Here is a 19,501-nt window from a genome sequence, read left to right as displayed (position 1 = left end):
GTGTATCGGACGTAGTAAGTTACCCATCTAACCCAAAAACAAGGGGTATCAAGTTCAAACGGATGGTGGGATGGACTTGTTGCGTGATGCGGGATATAAATTGTGCCGATAGCGCGGATACGGCGTGCCCAACGGACTGCGTGGTAGGGTGGCCATATGCGTCGGCGTCTCCGCCCGAACCGTGCAGGTCAAGGGACGCTTGATGTATGAGTCAATACTGTGTACGGTTTGAGAGATAGGTTCACGCATGGCAAGCTCTGCCCCGGATTCAGATAATCAACATGATTCCTACAGGCGCGCATCCGCCACCATGACGCCTGCGATCCGTGTGGTGCGCAGCCTGCGTTGGCGTGCGGCAGATATCGCCGTCGGAGCCGCTCTGGGCGTCGCATGCGGCGTCATCTTTTGGGGTTTCAACTTTGCCTACGTATGGGTTTCTCCTATCCTCAAGGCCGTGCTGCCCGGTGTCGCCAGCCTGCTCCACGCATTCTGGTACTTCTCCGGTCCTCTGGCAATGCTGATTATCCGTAAGCCTGGGGCGGCGGTATACGTCAACGTGATCGGCAGTCTGACGGAAACCCTGTTCGGCAACCAGTATGATCTCAGCTTCGTCGTCATATCCGCTCTGATGCAAAGTATTTTCACCGAACTGCCCTTCGCGCTGTCGCGTTACCGTAAATATAATCTTGGTCTTTCCATTGTTTCCGGGCTGCTCACATCGTTGGAATACGGCGTGTATCTGATGCTGTTTCAATTCCAGGGCGTGGCTTTCCTCAGCCCGCGCGGCATCACGCACATGGCGTGCGAGTTGATCGGCGGCGTTCTGATCGCCGGAGTGATGAGTTGGTTTCTTTACCGGGCCATCGCCAAGACCGGCGCCCTCGACCATTTCGCATCCGGACGTGCCGTGCGTAGGGTGTGAGGGGAGTGCCGGCTCGTTCAGTAAAGCCGTCCGTTTGACATGAATAAGGCGTGCGGGTCGCCTGCGGTTTTGTCGGATCGGTATTGATCGAAGATTTTCAAGCGTTCGATGGTGCTGGCGGCCAGTGGGTGGGGCAGTGCGTCCGGGCTGAACCAACCAACCGAAAGACTTTCGTCGTCGCCCACGAACGGCTCGGCGTTGCCGCCCGGCTTCAGCTGACACAAAAACGAATGGTCCATGTACTGCGTTCTGTCGCCGTTGGCGTAGGTGATGATTTCGGAAGAGGAGACCACCGCCACCAGATCGGTGACTTCGGCGTCTATGCCGGTCTCCTCCTTGATTTCGCGTACAACGGTATCTGCCGGCTGTTCGCCCGGTTCGTTGATGCCGTAAACCAAGGCCCACTGCTCGGTGTCCGCGCGCTGCCCCAAAAGGATTCGACCCTGGCCGTCCAGCACAAGTCCCGTAACTCCGTTGAGCCATAACAGGTCATGTCCGATCTTTTTGCGCAGTTCGACGATGAATGTAGGTGTAGTCATTACGTCCTCCTGTGCGCAGTCCCTGTCTATGTTCGTGTCATCGACAACTTCGCAGTTTCAACGCGGAATCGGTTTTCGTTCAACTATTACATGCGAGTGCGGAAGGTCGAAATAGCGATATTCAAGCGTTGCTCTGACCGCACGGGCCTCGAGTCCCTTGAACGTTGCGCTTAGGTCCTCCCGCATTATCGGAGCCCGCAATTCGGTGGAGTCAGTTCCTGGCGGTCGCGCGCTGCGCCATCCACTCCTCGACTTCGTCAATCTGCTTGGGAATGCCCGAAGAGATCCATTCAGGGCCGTTTTCGGTCATCAGCACGTCGTCCTCGATTCGGATGCCGATGCCGCGTAGTTCGGCCGGAATCAAGAGGTCGTTCTTGGCGAAGTACAGCCCCGGTTCGATGGTGAAGACCATGCCCGGGGTGATTTTCGCGCCCTGATACGATTCGTAGCGGGCTTGAGCGCAGTCGTGCACGTCCAGGCCGAGATGGTGCGCCACGCCGCAGGCGATCCAACGCCGGTGCTGCTGGCCTTCGGGGGAGAGCGACTCCTCCACGTCGACCGGCAGAATGCCCCACTCGTGCAGCCGCTCGGCGATTACGCGCATGCAGGCATGGTGGATGTCGGAATAGGTGGCACCCACCTGCGCCACGTCGAAGCCGGCCTGCTGCGAGTCGAGCACGGCCTGATAGAGTTTCTTCTGCAACGGCGTGAACTTGCCGTCCACCGGGAAGGTGCGGGTGATATCGGCGGTATAGAGGCTGTCGACCTCGATGCCCGCGTCGATCAACAGCAGCTCGCCGTGACCCACGACACCGGTGTTGCGCATCCAGTGCAGGATGGGCGCGTGCTCGCCTGAGGCGACGATGGTGTCATAGCCGACGGTGTTGCCTTCCTCGCGCGAGACGCTGGTGAAGGCGCCTTCGAGCATGCGCTCGCTGCGCGGCTGGCCGATGGTTTCAGGCAGACGGGTAAGGATTCTGTCGAATCCACGCTTGGTGGCATTGACGGCCTTGCGTATCTCACCAATTTCATAGGAGTCTTTAAGCATGCGGGCGGTAGAGGCAAACTCCTCCAGTTCGTCGTCGGCCTTTTCGTTGGTGTTCGGATCGGGGAATCCATTGGCTTCACGTACCGCTTCGACCTCGTTCGTGATTGCCTGGTCGGCCTCGCGCACGACCCGCAACTTCACGGCCCCCTCCTCGGTGCCTACATCTTTGCCAAGGGCGTCGGACAGCTGTGCGATGTCGTGCGTTTCAATGCCGGTCATCGCTTTGAGTTCCTTGAGGCCCGCTCGCGGCCCCACCCAGTATTCGCCATAATGGGCGTCGGCGTAGTAGGCCTCGGTGCTGTTGTCGGCACGGGGGGTGACGAACAGCACCGGGGTGTGGGTCATGCCCGCCTTGGCTTCGTTGCTTTCGGGATCGATGGGGTTGAGCACGAGCACCGCTCCGGCCTCATAGTCCTGACCGAGTCCGGTGTAATAGGAGAATTCGGTATTGGGGCGGAAGGCATAGTCGTCGTCGTTGTTGCGCGTCTTGGGTTGCCCGGCGGGAATGACGATGCGCTCGCCGGGGAACCGCGCCCCCAGCGCCTTGAGTCTGTCAGGGGTGAATTTGCTGGATTCCAGAGGCTCGATGTCCGGTTCCTGATTGTCCCAACCGGACTTCATGAATTCCGCGAATTTCCTGGATGTGGTCGGACGCAACGTGCGGTTGTTGATCCTGTCGCTCATCGGCTGCTCCGCGCCCGGTGCCGCGGACATCTCCTCGGCTTCGTATTGCTTGTCTTTTTCGGTCACTTTTCGAGCCATGTCCTCTCCTGAATCAACGTTATAAAGCTGGTTGCGACACTTATTCTAGTGATATGGCCTGCATAAATCGCTGACGTGTTCATTCGCTGTCGGACGCGGACGCTGATAATGTATTGATGTGGTGTGCAAATCGTGTATAATCGGCATCGCTTGCCCCGGGGTTGGAACAGTGGCATTGCCGGTTTTGTAGCCGGCGCTGTGATCGGGGCGGGGTGGACTCGATGCTAGCTGAATCGCCAGCGAAAGATTGATGATGGGGGAGTGTTGATGTGGCTGGTGACGGAGTCTGACGGAAAAGGGCTTTTAAATGTTTTTCTAGGCCAACTTGCTACTGGCATTGTGTGGTCTGTGCTGCTGATGGTGTTTCATCGTCGATAATCGATATTGTATTTCGCTGCTGGTTTGCTCTTGGGAATCGGAGCTGCCGGTGTATTCGTCGTAGTGATGACTCCCGCAGACACAAAACCGACCGTCTTGGTAATAATTCTTGCGGTTGCGCTACTCGTGCTTATGCTCATGATTGGTTTGGCCCTATGTTTCATTGATTTGTAGCTGGTTTGAGTTGGCTTGAAAACTCGTATAACGGTTTGTCTGCCCTTGAGGCTTGCTGCATGGTCTCAACGGCGCTTTTGGCATTGAAGCGTGCTTGCGGCTTGAATGTGTGCCATTCGAGGCATTGCGTGCCTGTTCTTCGCGGGGCTTAGTTGGTTCGGCAGTCCGATTAGAATGGTTTTATCTGATTATCCAAGCGTGCTTACATACAAACGAGGTTTTATGTCATACGAGCATCCGAACACCGGTGGAATCGGCATTCGTCAAGTCGAACGCGAAATCATGAGTCGTCCCACTTCACATGATGATCTGGGCCACGACCTCGAGGTCATGAACCTGATGCTCGACGTGCTTGGTCACCCGGAGGACTCGTTCCGCATCATCCACATCACCGGCACCAACGGCAAGGGCTCCACCGCCCGCATGGCCGAGGCGATCTGCCGTGCATACGGCATGCGCACCGGGCTATATACTTCGCCTCATCTCGAGAGGATCAACGAGCGCCTCGCGGTGGACGGCCAGCAGCTTTCCGACGATGATTTCGTCGATACGTGGCTGCAGATCAAGGATTTCGTGGCGCTGGTGGACGCGAAGATGAAGTCCGACGGCAAGGCCCCGATGAGCTACTTCGAGATTCTGACCGCGATGGCTGTCTGGAAGTTTGCGGACGCCCCCGTGGATGTGGCCATCATCGAGGTGGGCATGGGTGGCAAGTGGGATGCCACCAACGCCCTGAACGGCGACGCATCCATCATCGGCCCGGTCGACATGGACCACATGCAGTGGCTGGGTGACACCCCGGCCAAGATCGCCACCGAGAAGGCCGGCATCATCAAGCATGAGGCGACTGCCATTATCGGGTCGCAACCGCACGAGGCCGAGGTCATGCCGATTCTCGAGCAGGCCGCGGTGGCGGAACATTCCACGCTCATTCGTGACGGAGAAGAGATGGAAATCGTCTCGCGTGCGCCGGCCGTGGGTGGTCAGGTGGTCACGTTCCGCACGCCGGGCGGCCTTTACGAAGACATACCCGTGGCCAAGTTCGGCGAGCATCAGGCCCACAACGCTTTGGCGGCGCTCGCGGCTTGTGAGGTGGTGATTCCCGTGGCGGGTCAGCTCACGCAGGAGGTCGTCTCGGAGGCGCTCGGCGGGGTGAAAATACCGGGGCGCATCGAGCAGGTGCGCACTTCGCCCACGATCATCATCGACGGGGGTCACAATGTGAATGCGGCCGAATCCCTGCGTGCGGCAATCGAGGAGAATTACAGTTTCGAGCAGCTCGTGGGCGTGGTGGCAATGATGAAGGACAAGCAGGTCGAGGAATATCTGGGTACGCTTGAGCCGATCATGAGCCACATCATCATTACCGAAAATTCGTGGCGCGACCGTGTGATGCCGGCCGAGGATCTGGAAAAGGTGGCTGTAGGCGTGTTCGGGCGCGACCGTGTGACGCGGGTGGATGAACTGCCCGATGCCATTCAGGCGGCGGTGGACATGGTGGACGAGGCCGACGAGCTGGGAGTCGGCTATGGCCACGGTGTGCTGATCTGCGGCAGCTTCGTCACCGCCGGAGACGCGCGAACCCTGCTTAAGGAGCATGAGAATCCAGAACTTGGTCTGCCGAAGGATCAGCGCAAGGAGGGTGCCGGTAAGCCTCTTGAGGACACTGATGCCGCTGCCGCTTTTGCGAAGTCGAAGCAGGAGGATGAGGATGTCGTCTCCGAGGTGTTCGGTGACACGTTCGGCGATTTCGGTGTCAAACGGGTTCCGTTCGAGGGTGAAGATCGAGAAGGCTGAAACCTGTGCTCTGAGCCGGTCGAATAAAACATCGGTGATTCATGCCGGACGTGGATTAGGTGGCAGAAACAGGTCGTCGGTGGCGGGAATAGGATGAATTGCCCCTTCGAAATGTACGTTTTCTGCCATCAATGACCTGTTTCTGCCATTTTCGGGCAGGGGGTTCCCGTATTTTTGTGGGCATCAGGACGTTCACATATCTTGCTACCGCCATTTGTCTGTATCTTTGGGGGGGGGGCTCATGGTCGGGACTTGTGGGGTGGGTTCAGTCGTGTCGGCGATGCGGCTGTGAACTTTGGCAAGTACGCTGAGACGATTACGGGGAGGGTGAAACCGGTTGTTGGGGGGGGGGCAACGGTGATGGCGTGCGGTGTGGTGTTGCCGCAGGGTGAGCCGGACTTGTAGTGCGGATTGAGTGGCAGTGTCACCGTTGATGGGCGGTGGGGCTAACGGAAGGTATCATGGTGATGTGCCAATCATCCGTGGCGGTCAGTGATGGTTGCGGTGTAAACGATGAGTAGTGGAGAGCAAGGTACCCATGTATCTGAAGGAATTGACGCTCAAGGGCTTCAAATCGTTCGCTTCGGCGACGACCTTGCGATTCGAGCCGGGCATCACCGCGGTGGTGGGGCCGAACGGAAGCGGCAAGTCCAATATCGTCGACGCGCTGACCTGGGTCATGGGGGAGCAGGGTGTCAAGAACTTGCGCGGTACTTCCATATGGAGGACGTGATTTTTGCGGGAACCTCCTCTCGTCCGCCGTTGGGTCGTGCTCAGGTAAGCCTGACAATCGACAACACCGATGGCACGCTCGACATTGACTATACCGAAGTGACCATCAGTCGCACCATTTACCGCAATGGTGGCTCCGAATATGCGATCAATGGCTCTCAATGCCGACTTCTGGACATTCAGGAGCTCCTTTCCGATACCGGGCTCGGCCAGCAGATGCACGTAATCGTGGGGCAGGGTCGACTTGACGAGATTCTTAAGGCGGACCCCGCCGGCCACCGCGCTTTCATCGAAGAGGCTGCGGGAATACTGAAACACCGCAAGCGCAAGGAACGAGCGCTCAAAAAACTGAAAAACACCGAAGACAACCTCGCCCGTACCGACGATCTGCTACGGGAGATACACCGGCAGCTCGGCCCATTGGGAAGACAGGCGAAAATCTCCCGGCGGGCGGCCGGCATCCAGGTCTCATTGCGCGACGCGCAAGCCAGAATCTACGCCGATGACGCGAAATGTGCCATGACTGCTCGGGTCGATATGCGTGAACGGTTTGGCCAGGTGCGTGGTGAGCTTGAAACGGCCCAACAATCGCTGGCAAGGTTAAAAGTGCGTATCGAGCAGGTTGAGGCGCTTTCGAGTTCAGCCAATCCTGCCATTGCAAAGGTCAATGATACGTGGCGCGATCTGACGCGTCTCGCAGAGCAGTTCAGATCGGTGGCCTCGCTGGCCGATGAACGCGCTCGCTCGGCGGCTGGGCGCAAGGTCACTAATTTCGGCGAAGACCCGGATCTGCTGGAATACCGGGCCGCCGAGATTGACAAGCAATCCGAAAGTCAGCAAGGCGTGGTCGCCGACGCGCGCTTGGCGTTCGACAAGGCAACTGAGGCTCGTGCAGGCGATGAAAAGCAGCTTGCGGCTTCGCGTCAAACGCTTGCGGAACTTCGGAAAGCCACTGAGCGCCACACGTCACAGGTGGCGAGTCTGCGTGAGTTGAAAGCCAGGCAGGAGGCGGCAATCGAGCTGGCCGAACGGCGTTCAAAGGATTTCGCTTCTCAGCGTGCTTCGCTTGTCGAACAGCGCAACGTGGCCGAAAGGCAGCGTCAGCAGTTGGAACTCGATGTTCGGTGTAGTACAGAGAGTTCCGGTGCACAAAATGATGGGCTGGATGCGGCGAAGGCCGATCTCGCGCAGCGTCGGGAGCAACTGCAGGACTTGCAGGCGCGGTTGCGTGATATCAACGGCACGATTACGGCGCTCGAGGCGAAGGCCGAAGCGCTTGGTGACACCCTGGAAAGCCGCAATGCCTCCGGCGCTTTGGAAGGCGACAAGCGTGTGGAGACGTTGGGGCGACTGACCGATTTCATTCATGTGGCCAGTGGATTCGAAGAGGCGGTAGCGCATGCACTCGACCAGTTTGCCAGTGCCGTGGTCGTAGCAGGTAGTGACCGTATGCTTGAGGCGTTGCGTCTGGCCGAAAGCGAGAAGTTGGGCAAGGCGGTTGTACTGCATCCTGATGATGCCTCGGCGCGGACGCGCGCTCAAGTGGTCGAGGGCGTTGGGTTTGTTGACGCAGCCAGTCGCGGCAAGAGCACTGATGAATCTGCGGATCCTGACAGTATGAACGATGCTGAGGAAAGTCTTGAATTTGATTCCGACGGCATACCGGTTCTTGCGGCGGGGCAGACCTTTGATGCCAGTCATCTCGTGACCGCCAATCGTAAGGCCGGGGATATGCTGCTCGCTGAGCGTGTGGCCGATTCAGTGCGTCGGCTGTTGCGCGGGGTCGCCGTCGTGGCAGACCTTGATACTGCTGCCAAGGTCGTCGATTCCGGTCGGTTCACCACTGCGGTGACGATTTCCGGTCAGCTGGTCAATGCCGTTGGTGCGGTGGGCGGTTCCTCTCGCTCGCAAAGCGATTTGTCGTTGGCTGCCCGACGTGACGCCGCCACAAGTCAGGCAGGGCAGCTTCGAGCACAAGCGGGTCCGCTCGAGCAACAGATCGAAGGGGCGAAGGTTCTGCGCGATCGAGCTGCCGCTGAGGTCGATCGTTGCACGCAGGCGCGTATCCAAGCCGAAATGGATGCTAAGCAGACCCGTGCCAACTTTGAAGCCGCCGCCGACCGTGTGGCCTCTTTCGATAGGCAGATAGCCGGTCTCGACCTGAAAATCCAGGGGCTTGACGATGAGCGTCGGACGCATGAAGTCAAGCTTGCCGATTTGGACAACAGCTTGAGCCAGGCCGAAGGTGAGGGCGCCGGCAGCGTTGATCTGGATGAGCTTGAACAGCGGGTGCGTCAGTTGGAGAAGGCACTTGACGCGACGCGTGAACGTGAACTTTCAGCCAAGGTCGAATGGAACAATGCCAAGACCAAAGCGGATTCATTGGTTCGTCAGGCGGGACTCCTGCACGATAACGCCCGTGCGGCAGTTGAGCGACGCGCCCAGTTGAAGGCATTGAACGAACAACGCGAACGTGAATGCGCTCACGATCGGGCTATTGCCGCGGATGCGCGGGGCATGGTGGCGCTGGTTGAAACGGAGCTGAAGGCGGTGAAGGCTAAGCGGGATCAGATGACCGCTGCCGCTTCAAGCCAGGATGCCGAGCTAAAGGATCTGCGTGCCAAACGTGATGAAGTGGAACCGCAGGTCGACCGTTTGCGGGATCAGGAGCACGGGCTTGACGTTGAGCGGGAGCGCCTCGCGGCGCAGTATGGGCAGATCGAGCAGAAAGTATCGGATGTGCTCGGCATGAGCATTGCGGAGTTGGTCGAAGGTTACGGACCGGACAAGCCGGTGCCGGTGCTCGACGACAGCGGCCAGCCTGTGCCGATTGATGACGCCGACGAGGCAAGTGGCAGCGACGGTATTCGCGATGCCGACCATGTTAATGATGTGGACGGTGATGGCGTGAGCAACGATGTCAGCATTGAGACCGGTGGCCGCAGCGACACGGCCGACGGCCGTAACGGTCAAGCCCACTCCGAACGGTTCCGCACCGTTCCCTACGTGCGCGATGAACAGGTCAAACGTCTGGCCAAGGCTCAACGTGACCTGAACGCCTTGGGGAAGATCAACCCCCTGGCCACCGAGGAGTTTGACGCGCTAGAAGCCAGAAACCAGTATCTGAACGACCAGCGCAACGACGTAGCGCAAAGCCGTGAAGACCTGCTCAAGCTCATCAAGGATTTGGACCACACGATGGTTGAGGTGTTCAAAGACGCTTTCGATGACACGGCTAAGGCGTTCGAAAAGGTGTTCGCCACGCTTTTTCCCGGGGGCACGGGTCGTTTACGTTTGGAAAATCCAGACGATCTCCTATCTACCGGTGTCATCGTCGAAGCAAGTCCGGCCGGCAAACGGGTCAAGCAGCTGAGCCTGCTTTCGGGAGGGGAGCGCAGTCTTACGGCTTTGGCGCTTTTGTTTGCCATATTCACCGCTCGTCCAAGTCCGTTCTACGTCATGGACGAGGTTGAGGCCGCGCTTGATGACATCAATCTGACCCGACTGATCAATGCTCTGAACGACTTGCGTCAGCATGCTCAGCTTATCGTCATTACGCACCAGCAGCGAACCATGGCCATCGCCGATGCCCTCTATGGGGTGACCATGCGTTCCGACGGTGTCACGGCCGTCATCAGCCAGAAGCTTGAACGTGGACAACGTTAGGCTTCAGTAGGCGGCGTTGCCCTTCGTCGGTTCGGCACCGGTGGCCGGTTTGGAGATGAATGCCAGATAATCATGGAGAATCAGGGCCAGGCTGAGAACTGCATAGTCGCTCAATTCACGTGGATTGTAACCTGTGTCCTCCCCAATCCGGTTCAGGTGATTCTGCAACGTGTTCTTGTGAATAAACAGTTCTTCGGCCGCGTGGATGACGCTGCCGTTGTGGGAGGTATACGCTGCGAAGTCGCGGCTCGAAAAGCCGGAGCCGGCGCTGAACTCCATGCCTGTCCGTGATGCCAAAGTCCGTGGACAGCAGTGGATTTCAAGCCCTCAATCGTGTTCAGTGTGCTCGGACCTTGTCACGCGTCGGCATCCGCTCCGTCCGGTTCGTTATCGGTCTTACGATCGCCTACCTCGGCAGATTCTGAATGATATTCAATGCCGAGGCTCGGACGCCACGGGCGGATTGCTGCCGAGAATGTGGTTCGTCTGCTTCATGTCTGAAAGAGCCGCGAGTGGACCAGCCGTCCGGCACTGAAAACGCCTGCAGCACCATGTACGGTGCGGCAGGCGTTTTCAGTGTACTCGTTGGCGGCCCTTTTTAATAGTGAACGTACTGGTAGTCGTATGGATTGTAAATCGGTCCCTGATGCCACCAGCCAGGGAACCCTGTGCCGCCTTCGGAGATGAGGATGCTATTGTCATACACTGCTTCGACTACCGCCACATGTCCGTATTGCGGATCGGCGTACCAGTTCTCGATGCGTTGGCCGGGGGCGACCACCAGAACCGCGCCCACATGCGGAGTGTTGTTGACCAGATACCCCAGACGCCGACCAGTAGCGGCCCATTGGCCGCCATTTCCCATATAGGAGCCTGCAGGCAGTCCAAGCTGGTGTCGCCTACGATAGGCCCATTCGGTGCACTGACCATACGCGTACGCGTTGCCGGAGTCTCCGGTGGGGTGTCCATAGCAATAACCGTTAACGCCCCAGCACCCGCCTGGAACCTCGTAGTTCATGCCGCTGGCGTTACCACCGCCGCCACCGCCGCCACCGCCGCTGTTTCCTGAACTGGGCGGCGCGGGATTGTTGTTGATGTTGCCTGCGTTGCCTTGCTGGCCGCTGCCGTTGCCGGGGTTATAGCTGGGGGCGGACGGCATCTGGTTGGCCGCGTCGACCTGCGATTTCAAACTTACCAAATCAAGCGCCTGCCGAGCCGATTCGGAGGTGAGCGAACTTTTCTGAGCCTCAAGACTCGCTCGCGCTGTAGCGCCCTGATCACGCAACGTCTGCAGACTCGCCTGTCGTGCCCGGGCGTCTTCGCTGGCCTTCTGCGCGCTGGCGGCCTGTTCGTCAGCCTGGGTCTTCAATGTTTCGATCTGGGACTCGATGGCGGCCAACCGCTGCTTGCGGTTCTTCGAAGTGCCGAGAGTGTTGGCGGCATCGGAAGCTGCGTTCGCTTCGCTGCGTGCCACAGCGGCCTGCGACTGCATCTTGTCCACGAAGTCCTTGGTGGTCGTCGAACCGGTGACCACGTCCATCACGTTTGCCGCATCGGACCCGTGGAAACTTGATCTGGCCTGTTCGGCCACACCTTCCTTGGCGTCGTCATAGTCGATTCCGGTCTGTTTGATTTTCTCTTCAAGGTCGGCCTTGTCTTTTTTGGCGGCCTCAAGCCGATCGGATGTCGCCTTGGCCAGGCTCTGGGCCTGATCGGCGTTCTGCTGGGCTGAATCCACAGCTGCGCGCGCCGCGGGAATCTGATTGTCGGTCAGGTCGTTGAGAGCGATGATCTTGGCCGCCAGGGCGCTGTCCACACCGGCCAGTTGGCTCTTGAGATTCGCCTGATCGTTGAGTTTGCGCTGATAATCGTCTTGTACCGATGCGTTGGCCATCGGTAGGTCTACGGTCATGGTGAGCGCTGTGACCCCCAAAAACATGGCTGGTGTCAGGAATACGGTGAGCAATATGTTCATCGGTCTGCTTATACGCATACGTTTTGCCTTTCTTAGCCGTGGTTGCCAGTATAGGAGGCATTGCCGACGCTATTGCGATTCGTTCGCAACGGCGTCGGCGATGTCGGAAAGGCGACCTTGTGAATCTATGGGGCAACGTTCGGATATCTGCATCAAATGGTCACAGAAACATCGATGAAAAGGCTGAGAGTCTACTATTCTTGATAAGAGTCAATTCGACAGTCGTACCGCGATCTGTCGTTCGTGGACAATCAGCTTTGGAGGAGACCGCATGTGTGGCATCGTCGCGTTTTGCGATAGGGACGTACTCGACAAGGACTATACGATCCAGTCGATGATGAAGATGATTCAGCATCGTGGGCCAAGCGTCGAAGGCAGTGGATATTACACAAACGATGTAGCCGCGTTGGGATTCCGGCGTCTGAGCATCATAGACTTGGCCGGCGGCAAGCAGCCCATTTTCAATGAGGATGAATCGGTGCTCATCACCTTCAACGGTGAGATCTACAATTACCAGTCCCTGAGGGAGGAACTACTGGCGGCGGGCCACACCTTCCGCACCAAGGCCGATACCGAGGTCCTGCTACACGGCTATGAGCAGTGGGGCATGGATGGCTTGCTCAACCGCGTGCGCGGCATGTTCGCGTTCCTGATTTGGGACGACAACAAAAAGACGATGTATGGTGCGCGTGATTTCTTCGGCATCAAGCCGCTGTATTATTACCATGAGGACGGCACCTTCATCGTGGGTTCGGAGATCAAATCGTTCCTCGTCCATCCGCACTTTAAGAAGGAACTCAACGAGAAGGCGCTCAAACCGTTCCTCATGAACCAATACAACGACCTGAACGAGACCTTCTTCAAAAACGTCTACCGGTTCCCGGCCGGGCACTGGTTCGAGTTCCATGATGATCAGATGCTCACCCACGAGTATTGGGATGTCGACTACCGTCATGTGGATTATGAGCGTGGAGACGAGCAGACCATCGATGCCATCGACAAGACCGTGATCGATTCTGTCGAGGCTCATCGTGTGGCGGATGTTAAAGTCGGCGCGTTCCTTTCCGAGGGCGTGGATTCGAGCTATGTGACCACTATTCTCAGACCCAATGAGGTTTTCAGCGTCAACTTCGACGAGGGTCCGTTCGACGAGGTCGGCAAGGCCAAGGAGCTTGCGGACCACGAAGGGCTGCACTTCAACCAATACAGCGTCAGCGGAGACGAGGCTTTTCGTGATTTCGCCGAGATGCAGTATCACATGGACGAGCCAGATGCGAACGCATCGATCATTCCTCTCTGGTATCTGTGCAGGCTCGCCCGCAAGAAGGTGACCGTCGTGCTTTCCGGAGAGGGCGCCGACGAGCTGTTCGCCGGGTACGTGAATTATGGCGAGCACACCCGTAACAAGTTCATCTGGAACTTCGCCGCCGATATTCATAAACTGCCTAATGGAATGCGACGCATTGTGGCAAACGCCGTCAAGGCGATGCCGAATTTCCCCGGACGCACCCAGATCTATACGCAGGCTGCGCATCCGCGTGAGTATTATGCCGGTCAAGCGTATATCTACACGATGGAGCGGCCGACCGTATTTTCCTCCGATGAGGCCAATGCCGTGCTGCAGCCCCGGTACCGCAACAATCTTACCGTCAACGGCCTCTACCAGTCCGATTTCGACAAGGTCGAGGGGGTCGAAGAACTCAAGCAGATTCAGTACATCGATTTGAAGCACTTCATGCTTAGTGACATCCTGCAGAAGGCCGATAAGATCTCCATGGCCCATTCGCTTGAGTTGCGCGTGCCGTTCCTTGACCGCAAAGTGGCCGAGCTTGCCCAGACCATACCCTCCGCGAAGCTGCTCAATAGCAACGATTCCAAGGATATTTTCCGTAAAGCCGCCAATCGGCATCTGCCGGAGGAGTGGTCGAAGCGTCCTAAACTCGGCTTCCCCACGCCGATCAAGACCTGGCTTCGTGAAGAGAACCATTGCGCACAGGTTCGGGAACTGTATTCCGAGGACTGGGTTGCGCAATTCTTCGATCAGAAGAAGATACTGAAACTACTGCAAGACAACTTCGAGTGCAAAGTGGACGCACGCCGCCAGATTTGGAACATCTATACGTTCCTGGTCTGGTACAAGCTGTTCTTCATCGATTTCGATCAGACCCGCCTCAAATACGAGCGTCTGCAGCCCGATGTGCAGGCGTTTATGGATGAGGGCGTGCTGGTGTGATTGGAAGACATGTATTGTACACAGTGAACATGTAGTGTCCTGTTTGCGGTGACCACTGTCATTTCCGGATGAGAATGATCCGTCTGGAAACGGCGGCGGTCACGGCTTGCCGAAATCAAGGACGCCCGGATTCGTGTCCTTGATCGGTGCCGTGTCGTGTCTTAATCGTGGGTTCAGTGCTTTGACGGTCTGCCCAGCATGCGATGGAACTTGGATGTCTGGTGGAAATAGTTGACGGCCGACCAGAACCAGTGCCGCAGGGTGTCTTTGCGGTAGAACAAGGGATTTCCGGAAACGCCGGAACGGATGCGGTCGAGCGCCCGGCTGCGGGCGGGTTCGGCGACGTATTCTTTGATGACCGATTTCGGAACCATTTGGAACAGGAACGGCTTGTCTGCGACGGTGGACACGAGTCCCTTGTGAAGGACATAATGGTCGACGAATAATTTGGCGAAGTTCGATCCCGCAAGGTTCATATAATATGTATTGCGTCCGGGACGGGTATTGATCTCAAAGAATCGATATGTGCCATCACGCTCATCGTATTTCACGTCGAAATTGGAAAACCCTTCATAATGCACATACTTGAGGAATCTTGCCGCCTGTTCCAGCAATTGCGGTTGCACGTCGTCAATGATGCACAGCGGATTGCCGATTGCGGACGGAAGGTGGTCCTGAAGCAGTACCTGTCCCATGCATGAGACCTTGACGTTGCCCTCGGCGTCCGAGAAACAGGTGATGGAGCGGAGGTGCGAATCGTCGCCGGGAATGAAGTCCTGCACCAGCAATTCTTTGTCGTATGCAGATGATTTGAGTTGTTCGAAAACCTCCTGCAGCCGTTCCGGCGTTTCTATGGTGTATACCTTTTCTTTTCCGGGGAACTCCGCATAGTGATATCGTGCGGAGTTGGATGGTTTCGCAATGACCGGGTAAGTGAATTCGTCGACGGGGATGACGGCGTCTTGGTTCGAGCAGTCAAAGCTGTGTGTGACGGGGTAGGGGATGTCGAGTTTTTCGCAGATGTCGTAGAAAACGCCTTTTTGCGTGATCCGGTCAAGCAAGTCGAAATCGATGTAAGGTACGATGAAGTAACGGCTGAGACGCTCTTTGTTTTTTGAGAAGTTACGCGCGTACCAATCTCCGGAACCGAGCAGGATCGGTACTTTGCGACCCTCAAACTCTTTGCCGAGCCGTTCAAGATAGTCGAGGAAGACCTCGTCCTGATCGACACCCTGTACGACACGATAATCAGCGAATCGGCTGCTTGAAACGAAACGCTGATTTGCGGAGCCCAGAACAATGCTGTTGATGCCATAGGCTTCGTGGAAGCAACGTACATATGAATATCCAAGGGTGTCCGCGCCAAGTATGACGGGTTGCAGGTAACGTTCCACATCCGCCTCGGTATGGATCAGACTTTGTGCGTCCAAGTGTTCATCCTTCCGCTGTCGTTGGTCGCCTGGCACAAGGCACCGGGTTTTACGCCGATGAAGGCATTTGCGGTACGCCTGTGGTCATTTGACATCCGTGCGGCCGTGATTGCTGGGAGCGGCCGCAACGATACTGTGATTGTCCCCTTCGTGGAGGACATAGCGTCAGCTTTGGAATCTCACGGAGCGGTCCCTTGATGGCCCTGGACGGAGTCATGCGTGAAACCGTAAGGATGACTTGTCACGGTCTTCAGAGATGTGTTGGCCGGAAGCAATCAGGCGTGGCCGCCTCATCTGCTGTTAATGGGATCGAACATCCGTGCTTACGAGAACAGCCGTTGAACGATATGGGTGTCGCCTTCGTAGGGGTCGTGACGTCCGTTGATCTTGAGCCAGGTCTCCTCGCCTTTGCCTATGATAAGCACCACATCGAATCCGTCGTGCCTTCGGGCTTCAGACACGGCCGTCTCGACGGCTTGGGCACGGTCGAGAATCGTGCGTATGTCAAGCTTCGGGTCGGTGACATGGCTGGCCATGTCACGGCAGATCTCGGCCGGGTCGTCATGGTCCGGATCGTCCGTGGTGAGAATCAGGGTGTCAACGCGATGCTGTGCGGCTTCGACGATCTCGCGGCGACGGTCATTGGCTTTCCCGCCTGCGGTGCCCGTCACCAGCGTCAGACGAGGGTGCTGTTTGCCGTAGCGCTCCAAAGCGTAGTCTATGACGGCTGAGACGCTGGCGTAGTTGTGTGCGAAATCGATCAGTGCCACATTGGAGCCGTGTGTGTCTTCGAAACGCTCCATGCGTCCGGCGATGCGAACTTGATCCAAGCGGTGTGCGGCCTTTGGATTGTGCCGGATGTCCACCCCTGCCAAGCTTGCGATGGTCAGGGCGGCGGCGGCGTTTGCATAATTGAAATCACCATCCATGGCAAGGGCATAGGTGTCCGCTGACGCCGGGTCTCCTGTGTTCGCTTCAGGCATGCTGGTCCGGGCGTCTTTCGATGCACATGATTCGGTGGATTGGTTGCCGGGCTCGGATAAGGACCCTTGCCTGTCCTTGCGGGGCATCGCGATGTGGAAGGCGGTGTGGTCGGCATCGGCCGGCCATGCAATGGTGTCTGCGGGGGTGCCTTGATCCTTCAGTGTGTCATGCAGTGCGAATGTCGTCACCGGAATCCCGGCCGCTTTGGCATCCTGTTCGATCAGATCCGCATGCGCGCAGTCCGCGCCGAGTACCAAGGCCCGGCTGTTGGCCGTGAGCTGGCGCTTGCAATGGAAATAGTCCTCGAAGGTCGGGTGCTCGATTGGGCTTATGTGGTCGGGCGAGATGTTCAGGAAGGCGCCTATGTCGAACGTGAGGCCGTAGACCCGATCGACCTTGTAGGCTTGGGACGAGACTTCCATCACCAGGTATCGCATGCCGTTGTCCACGGCCGATCGCATCATGCGGAAGGCATCCATTGACTCCGGCGTGGTGAGTTCGGAGTCGGTGTACGTCCGTCCGTCCAGACAGTTGCTCACTGATGAGAAGAGCGCCGCCCTGCCGCCGCTGGCCGCGTTCAATACCGCTTGGGTGAAATAGGCGGTGGTGGTTTTGCCCTTGGTGCCTGTGATGCCGATGAGGGTCAGCTCCTTTTGTGGGTCGCCGTAGAATTGGGAGGAAAGCAGACTCATAGATTTGCGCACGTCGTTGACGATGATGCCGCAGGCGGCGGTCGCATCGCTGAAATCGCTTTCCGACACATAGGCTTTGAGGCCTCGGGCATCGCAGTCTTTGAGGTATTCGGCGCGGAATCGCCCCTTGCAGAACAGTAATGAGCCCGCAACGATGTTTCTGGCGTCATACGTTATTGAGTTGTATGGGTCGTTCGCGGATGCAAAATGTGAGGGATCGCGTGACCATCGATCTCCTTGTATGATTTCGCGCAACTGATGGTGCGCCTCAAGGGTTTGAACAGCCTGAGACAACGTTAGAGCCATGTCACAACCTTTCCTGCCGGAACCCTACGCTACCGCGAGGTATGGGCTTTGGCGGGCTTGTTCATTCCGCCCCGAACCTGTGTCCGCGGGATGCGGCGTGGCGTCACATGTCATATTGGAGACCCAGCCGTCGAACATCAGCGCCCTCGCCGACCATCCTACAGCCAGGTGTCGTTGATCGACCTTCGTCCGCGTGAAACGAGCCACTGGTTGAAGGAGACAAGCCATCGCTCATGCGCTTGCCTCTGCCAATCCATCAATTCGCCGAGCCGCAAGGCGCCGACCTGTGGGTATAGCCGGCTCATCGGTTGAATCAGATCCACCGCGGCTATGGTGTCGGCCGTTGCGTCATGGAAGTCGCCGTGAGGGTCAACGCCGTAGTATTCCGTGGTGTGGGCGAGGTTCCGTTTGCCGTTTCGATGGGATATTTCGCGGTCGATCACCAGCGGGTCCGCCACAAGAAGCCTTTCCGGCAGGCCTTGGAGGTTCCAACGGCCCAGGTCGCCGGAAAGCATGCGAACGTCGAATGGTGCGTTGTAGGCGAGCAGTGGGATGCCTTTGTCCTGCGCCATAGTGATCGCGGTTGCGATGTTCGCCAGGGCTTGGGTGGGTTCCTCTCCGTTTTGCTCAAGGAACGTGTCGGTGAAACCATTGACTTTACTGGCCGCCGGGTTCATTCGGTGGTGTGGATTGATGAGCCATTCGGCTACCGTGTCACCCTCGAAGCCGGTGTCCGGATTTCGCAATACAAGCGATGCCGACACGATGGCGTCGTCGCGTTTGGTACCCGTGGTTTCCGTGTCGAATCCAAGCAACCACGAATCACCCAACAGAGTGTCGTCGTTTTGTGCTGGGGCGGCGGCTATGGCCGTTGATATGGGGTCGTCGACTCGTGTCATGCCTATATTGTGTATCGGTAAACCGACATTGACACGCCCTGGCGACGGCGAAACGACATGAAACGGCTGAACGATTGTCATGGACTTGGCTGGGCCGGTCATGGGCAGATGTCGTGACTGTGTCGTGTTGTGTCGCGTTTGAGGTACCTCAGCATGTACAATGTGGCGCATATGGAAGCGCAGAAAATTACCGGTGAACAGACCGTCAGTCAGAAACGCGAGCGGTTCGAGTCCCTTGCCATGCCTGCGCTGAATTCGATGTACCGGCAGGCGATGAGGCTGACCAACAACACCGAGGATGCGCAGGATCTGGTGCAGGACGCATATGAGCGAGGGTTCAAAGCGTTCGACAGTTTCCGGCCCGGCAGCAATTTCGAAGCCTGGATGACCACCATCGAACGGAACGCGTATTTCAATCAATACGCCAAAGCCAAGCGTCGCCCCCAACGGGCCAACGATTCTACCGGCGAATACGATGACTGGGACATCTACTCCGCCTCCGACCATTCCTCCGAAGGGCTTAAATCCGCGGAGCAGGAGTATCTCGACGGGTTTGCGCCACAGGAGATCATGGCCGCGCTCGATAGGCTCAGCCCTGAGCGCCGGCAGGTCTTCATCGACACTGCCATCGACGGCAAATCCTACAAACAGGTGGCGGACGAGCAGGGTGTCAAGATCGGCACGGTAATGAGTCGGCTCAACAGGGCTCGCGCACAGCTCAAGAAGGATCTTGCCGAGTATGCCGTCGCGCGTGGCTATGGGCAGGACTCGTCTTTGCGGGATCCGTCCGGTCATGTCTCGGATCAGGCGGAAGGTGCGGATGGAGTCGGTGCCTTGGATGGTGTCAACGAATCTTCACTATCCGCGAACCGGCAGGAGGTCACGCCTGCACACCATACAATGGAAGAGCAATAAGGTTTCGTCATCGGAGCGGAGCGAGCATTGGACGAGGGAAGGGACATGT

Annotated in this window: 11 protein-coding genes and 1 pseudogene; 5 read left to right on the top strand and 7 right to left on the bottom strand. The window is 57.6% G+C overall.

The features are described 5' to 3' along the window. Nucleotides 1-310: 310 nt before the first annotated feature. A complete protein-coding gene (locus BBOH_RS03360) occupies nt 311-922 on the top strand; it encodes an ECF transporter S component (protein ID WP_033521370.1) in 612 nt (203 codons plus the stop codon). A 17-nt stretch (nt 923-939) separates the two neighbouring features. Here BBOH_RS03360 and BBOH_RS03355 read toward each other — a convergent pair whose 3' ends face one another. Continuing rightward, entirely contained in the window at nt 940-1,461 is a 522-nt protein-coding gene (locus BBOH_RS03355) for an NUDIX hydrolase (protein ID WP_033521302.1), read from the bottom strand. Nucleotides 1,462-1,672: 211 nt separating this feature from the next. Beyond that, the gene (locus BBOH_RS03350; RefSeq protein ID WP_033521301.1) at nt 1,673-3,271 is read right to left on the bottom strand and encodes an aminopeptidase P family protein; all 1,599 of its coding nucleotides are present in this window, start codon (nt 3,269-3,271) and stop codon (nt 1,673-1,675) included. Nucleotides 3,272-4,045: 774 nt separating this feature from the next. Between BBOH_RS03350 and BBOH_RS03345 the strand changes: the two genes are divergently transcribed. Continuing rightward, nucleotides 4,046-5,620 carry a bifunctional folylpolyglutamate synthase/dihydrofolate synthase gene (locus BBOH_RS03345; protein WP_081930307.1) on the top strand — a complete coding sequence of 525 codons (1,575 nt, stop codon included), beginning with the start codon at nt 4,046-4,048 and terminating at the stop codon, nt 5,618-5,620. 538 nt (nt 5,621-6,158) lie between these two features. Beyond that, nucleotides 6,159-10,018, top strand: a pseudogene (locus BBOH_RS03340) (AAA family ATPase). A gap of 3 nt (nt 10,019-10,021) precedes the next feature. On the opposite strand, the gene BBOH_RS03335 reads toward BBOH_RS03340, so the two are convergent. Both BBOH_RS03335 and BBOH_RS03330 read right to left on the bottom strand, forming a co-directional pair. Further along, entirely contained in the window at nt 10,022-10,297 is a 276-nt protein-coding gene (locus tag BBOH_RS03335; RefSeq protein ID WP_033521299.1) for a helix-turn-helix domain-containing protein, read from the bottom strand. A gap of 319 nt (nt 10,298-10,616) precedes the next feature. Then, nucleotides 10,617-12,011: a CHAP domain-containing protein gene (locus tag BBOH_RS03330; RefSeq protein WP_033521298.1), complete on the bottom strand. Its 1,395-nt coding sequence runs from the start codon at nt 12,009-12,011 to the stop codon at nt 10,617-10,619. 253 nt (nt 12,012-12,264) lie between these two features. Here BBOH_RS03330 and asnB point away from each other — a divergent pair, with 253 nt between their 5' ends. After that, a complete protein-coding gene (asnB, locus tag BBOH_RS03325; RefSeq protein WP_033521297.1) occupies nt 12,265-14,226 on the top strand; it encodes an asparagine synthase (glutamine-hydrolyzing) in 1,962 nt (653 codons plus the stop codon). Nucleotides 14,227-14,399: 173 nt separating this feature from the next. Here asnB and BBOH_RS03320 read toward each other — a convergent pair whose 3' ends face one another. The 3 genes from BBOH_RS03320 to BBOH_RS03305 all read right to left on the bottom strand — a co-directional run bounded on the left by BBOH_RS03320 (nt 14,400) and on the right by BBOH_RS03305 (nt 18,537). After that, entirely contained in the window at nt 14,400-15,656 is a 1,257-nt protein-coding gene (locus BBOH_RS03320; RefSeq protein ID WP_044098107.1) for a carboxylate--amine ligase, read from the bottom strand. A gap of 323 nt (nt 15,657-15,979) precedes the next feature. After that, on the bottom strand, nt 15,980-17,638 hold the full coding sequence (locus BBOH_RS03310; RefSeq protein WP_033521295.1) for a UDP-N-acetylmuramoyl-L-alanyl-D-glutamate--2,6-diaminopimelate ligase: 1,659 nt from the start codon (nt 17,636-17,638) through the stop codon (nt 15,980-15,982). A gap of 158 nt (nt 17,639-17,796) precedes the next feature. Next, nucleotides 17,797-18,537 (bottom strand): exonuclease domain-containing protein, encoded by a 741-nt coding sequence (locus BBOH_RS03305; RefSeq protein WP_033521367.1) that lies wholly within the window; start codon nt 18,535-18,537, stop codon nt 17,797-17,799. A 171-nt stretch (nt 18,538-18,708) separates the two neighbouring features. Here BBOH_RS03305 and BBOH_RS03300 point away from each other — a divergent pair, with 171 nt between their 5' ends. Next, on the top strand, nt 18,709-19,452 hold the full coding sequence (locus tag BBOH_RS03300) for a sigma-70 family RNA polymerase sigma factor (protein ID WP_044098184.1): 744 nt from the start codon (nt 18,709-18,711) through the stop codon (nt 19,450-19,452). Nucleotides 19,453-19,501: the final 49 nt, after the last annotated feature.

It is taken from the genome of Bifidobacterium bohemicum DSM 22767 (assembly GCF_000741525.1).
GTDB lineage: Bacteria > Actinomycetota > Actinomycetes > Actinomycetales > Bifidobacteriaceae > Bifidobacterium > Bifidobacterium bohemicum.
This window is presented reverse-complemented; position numbering and strand designations above follow the sequence as displayed.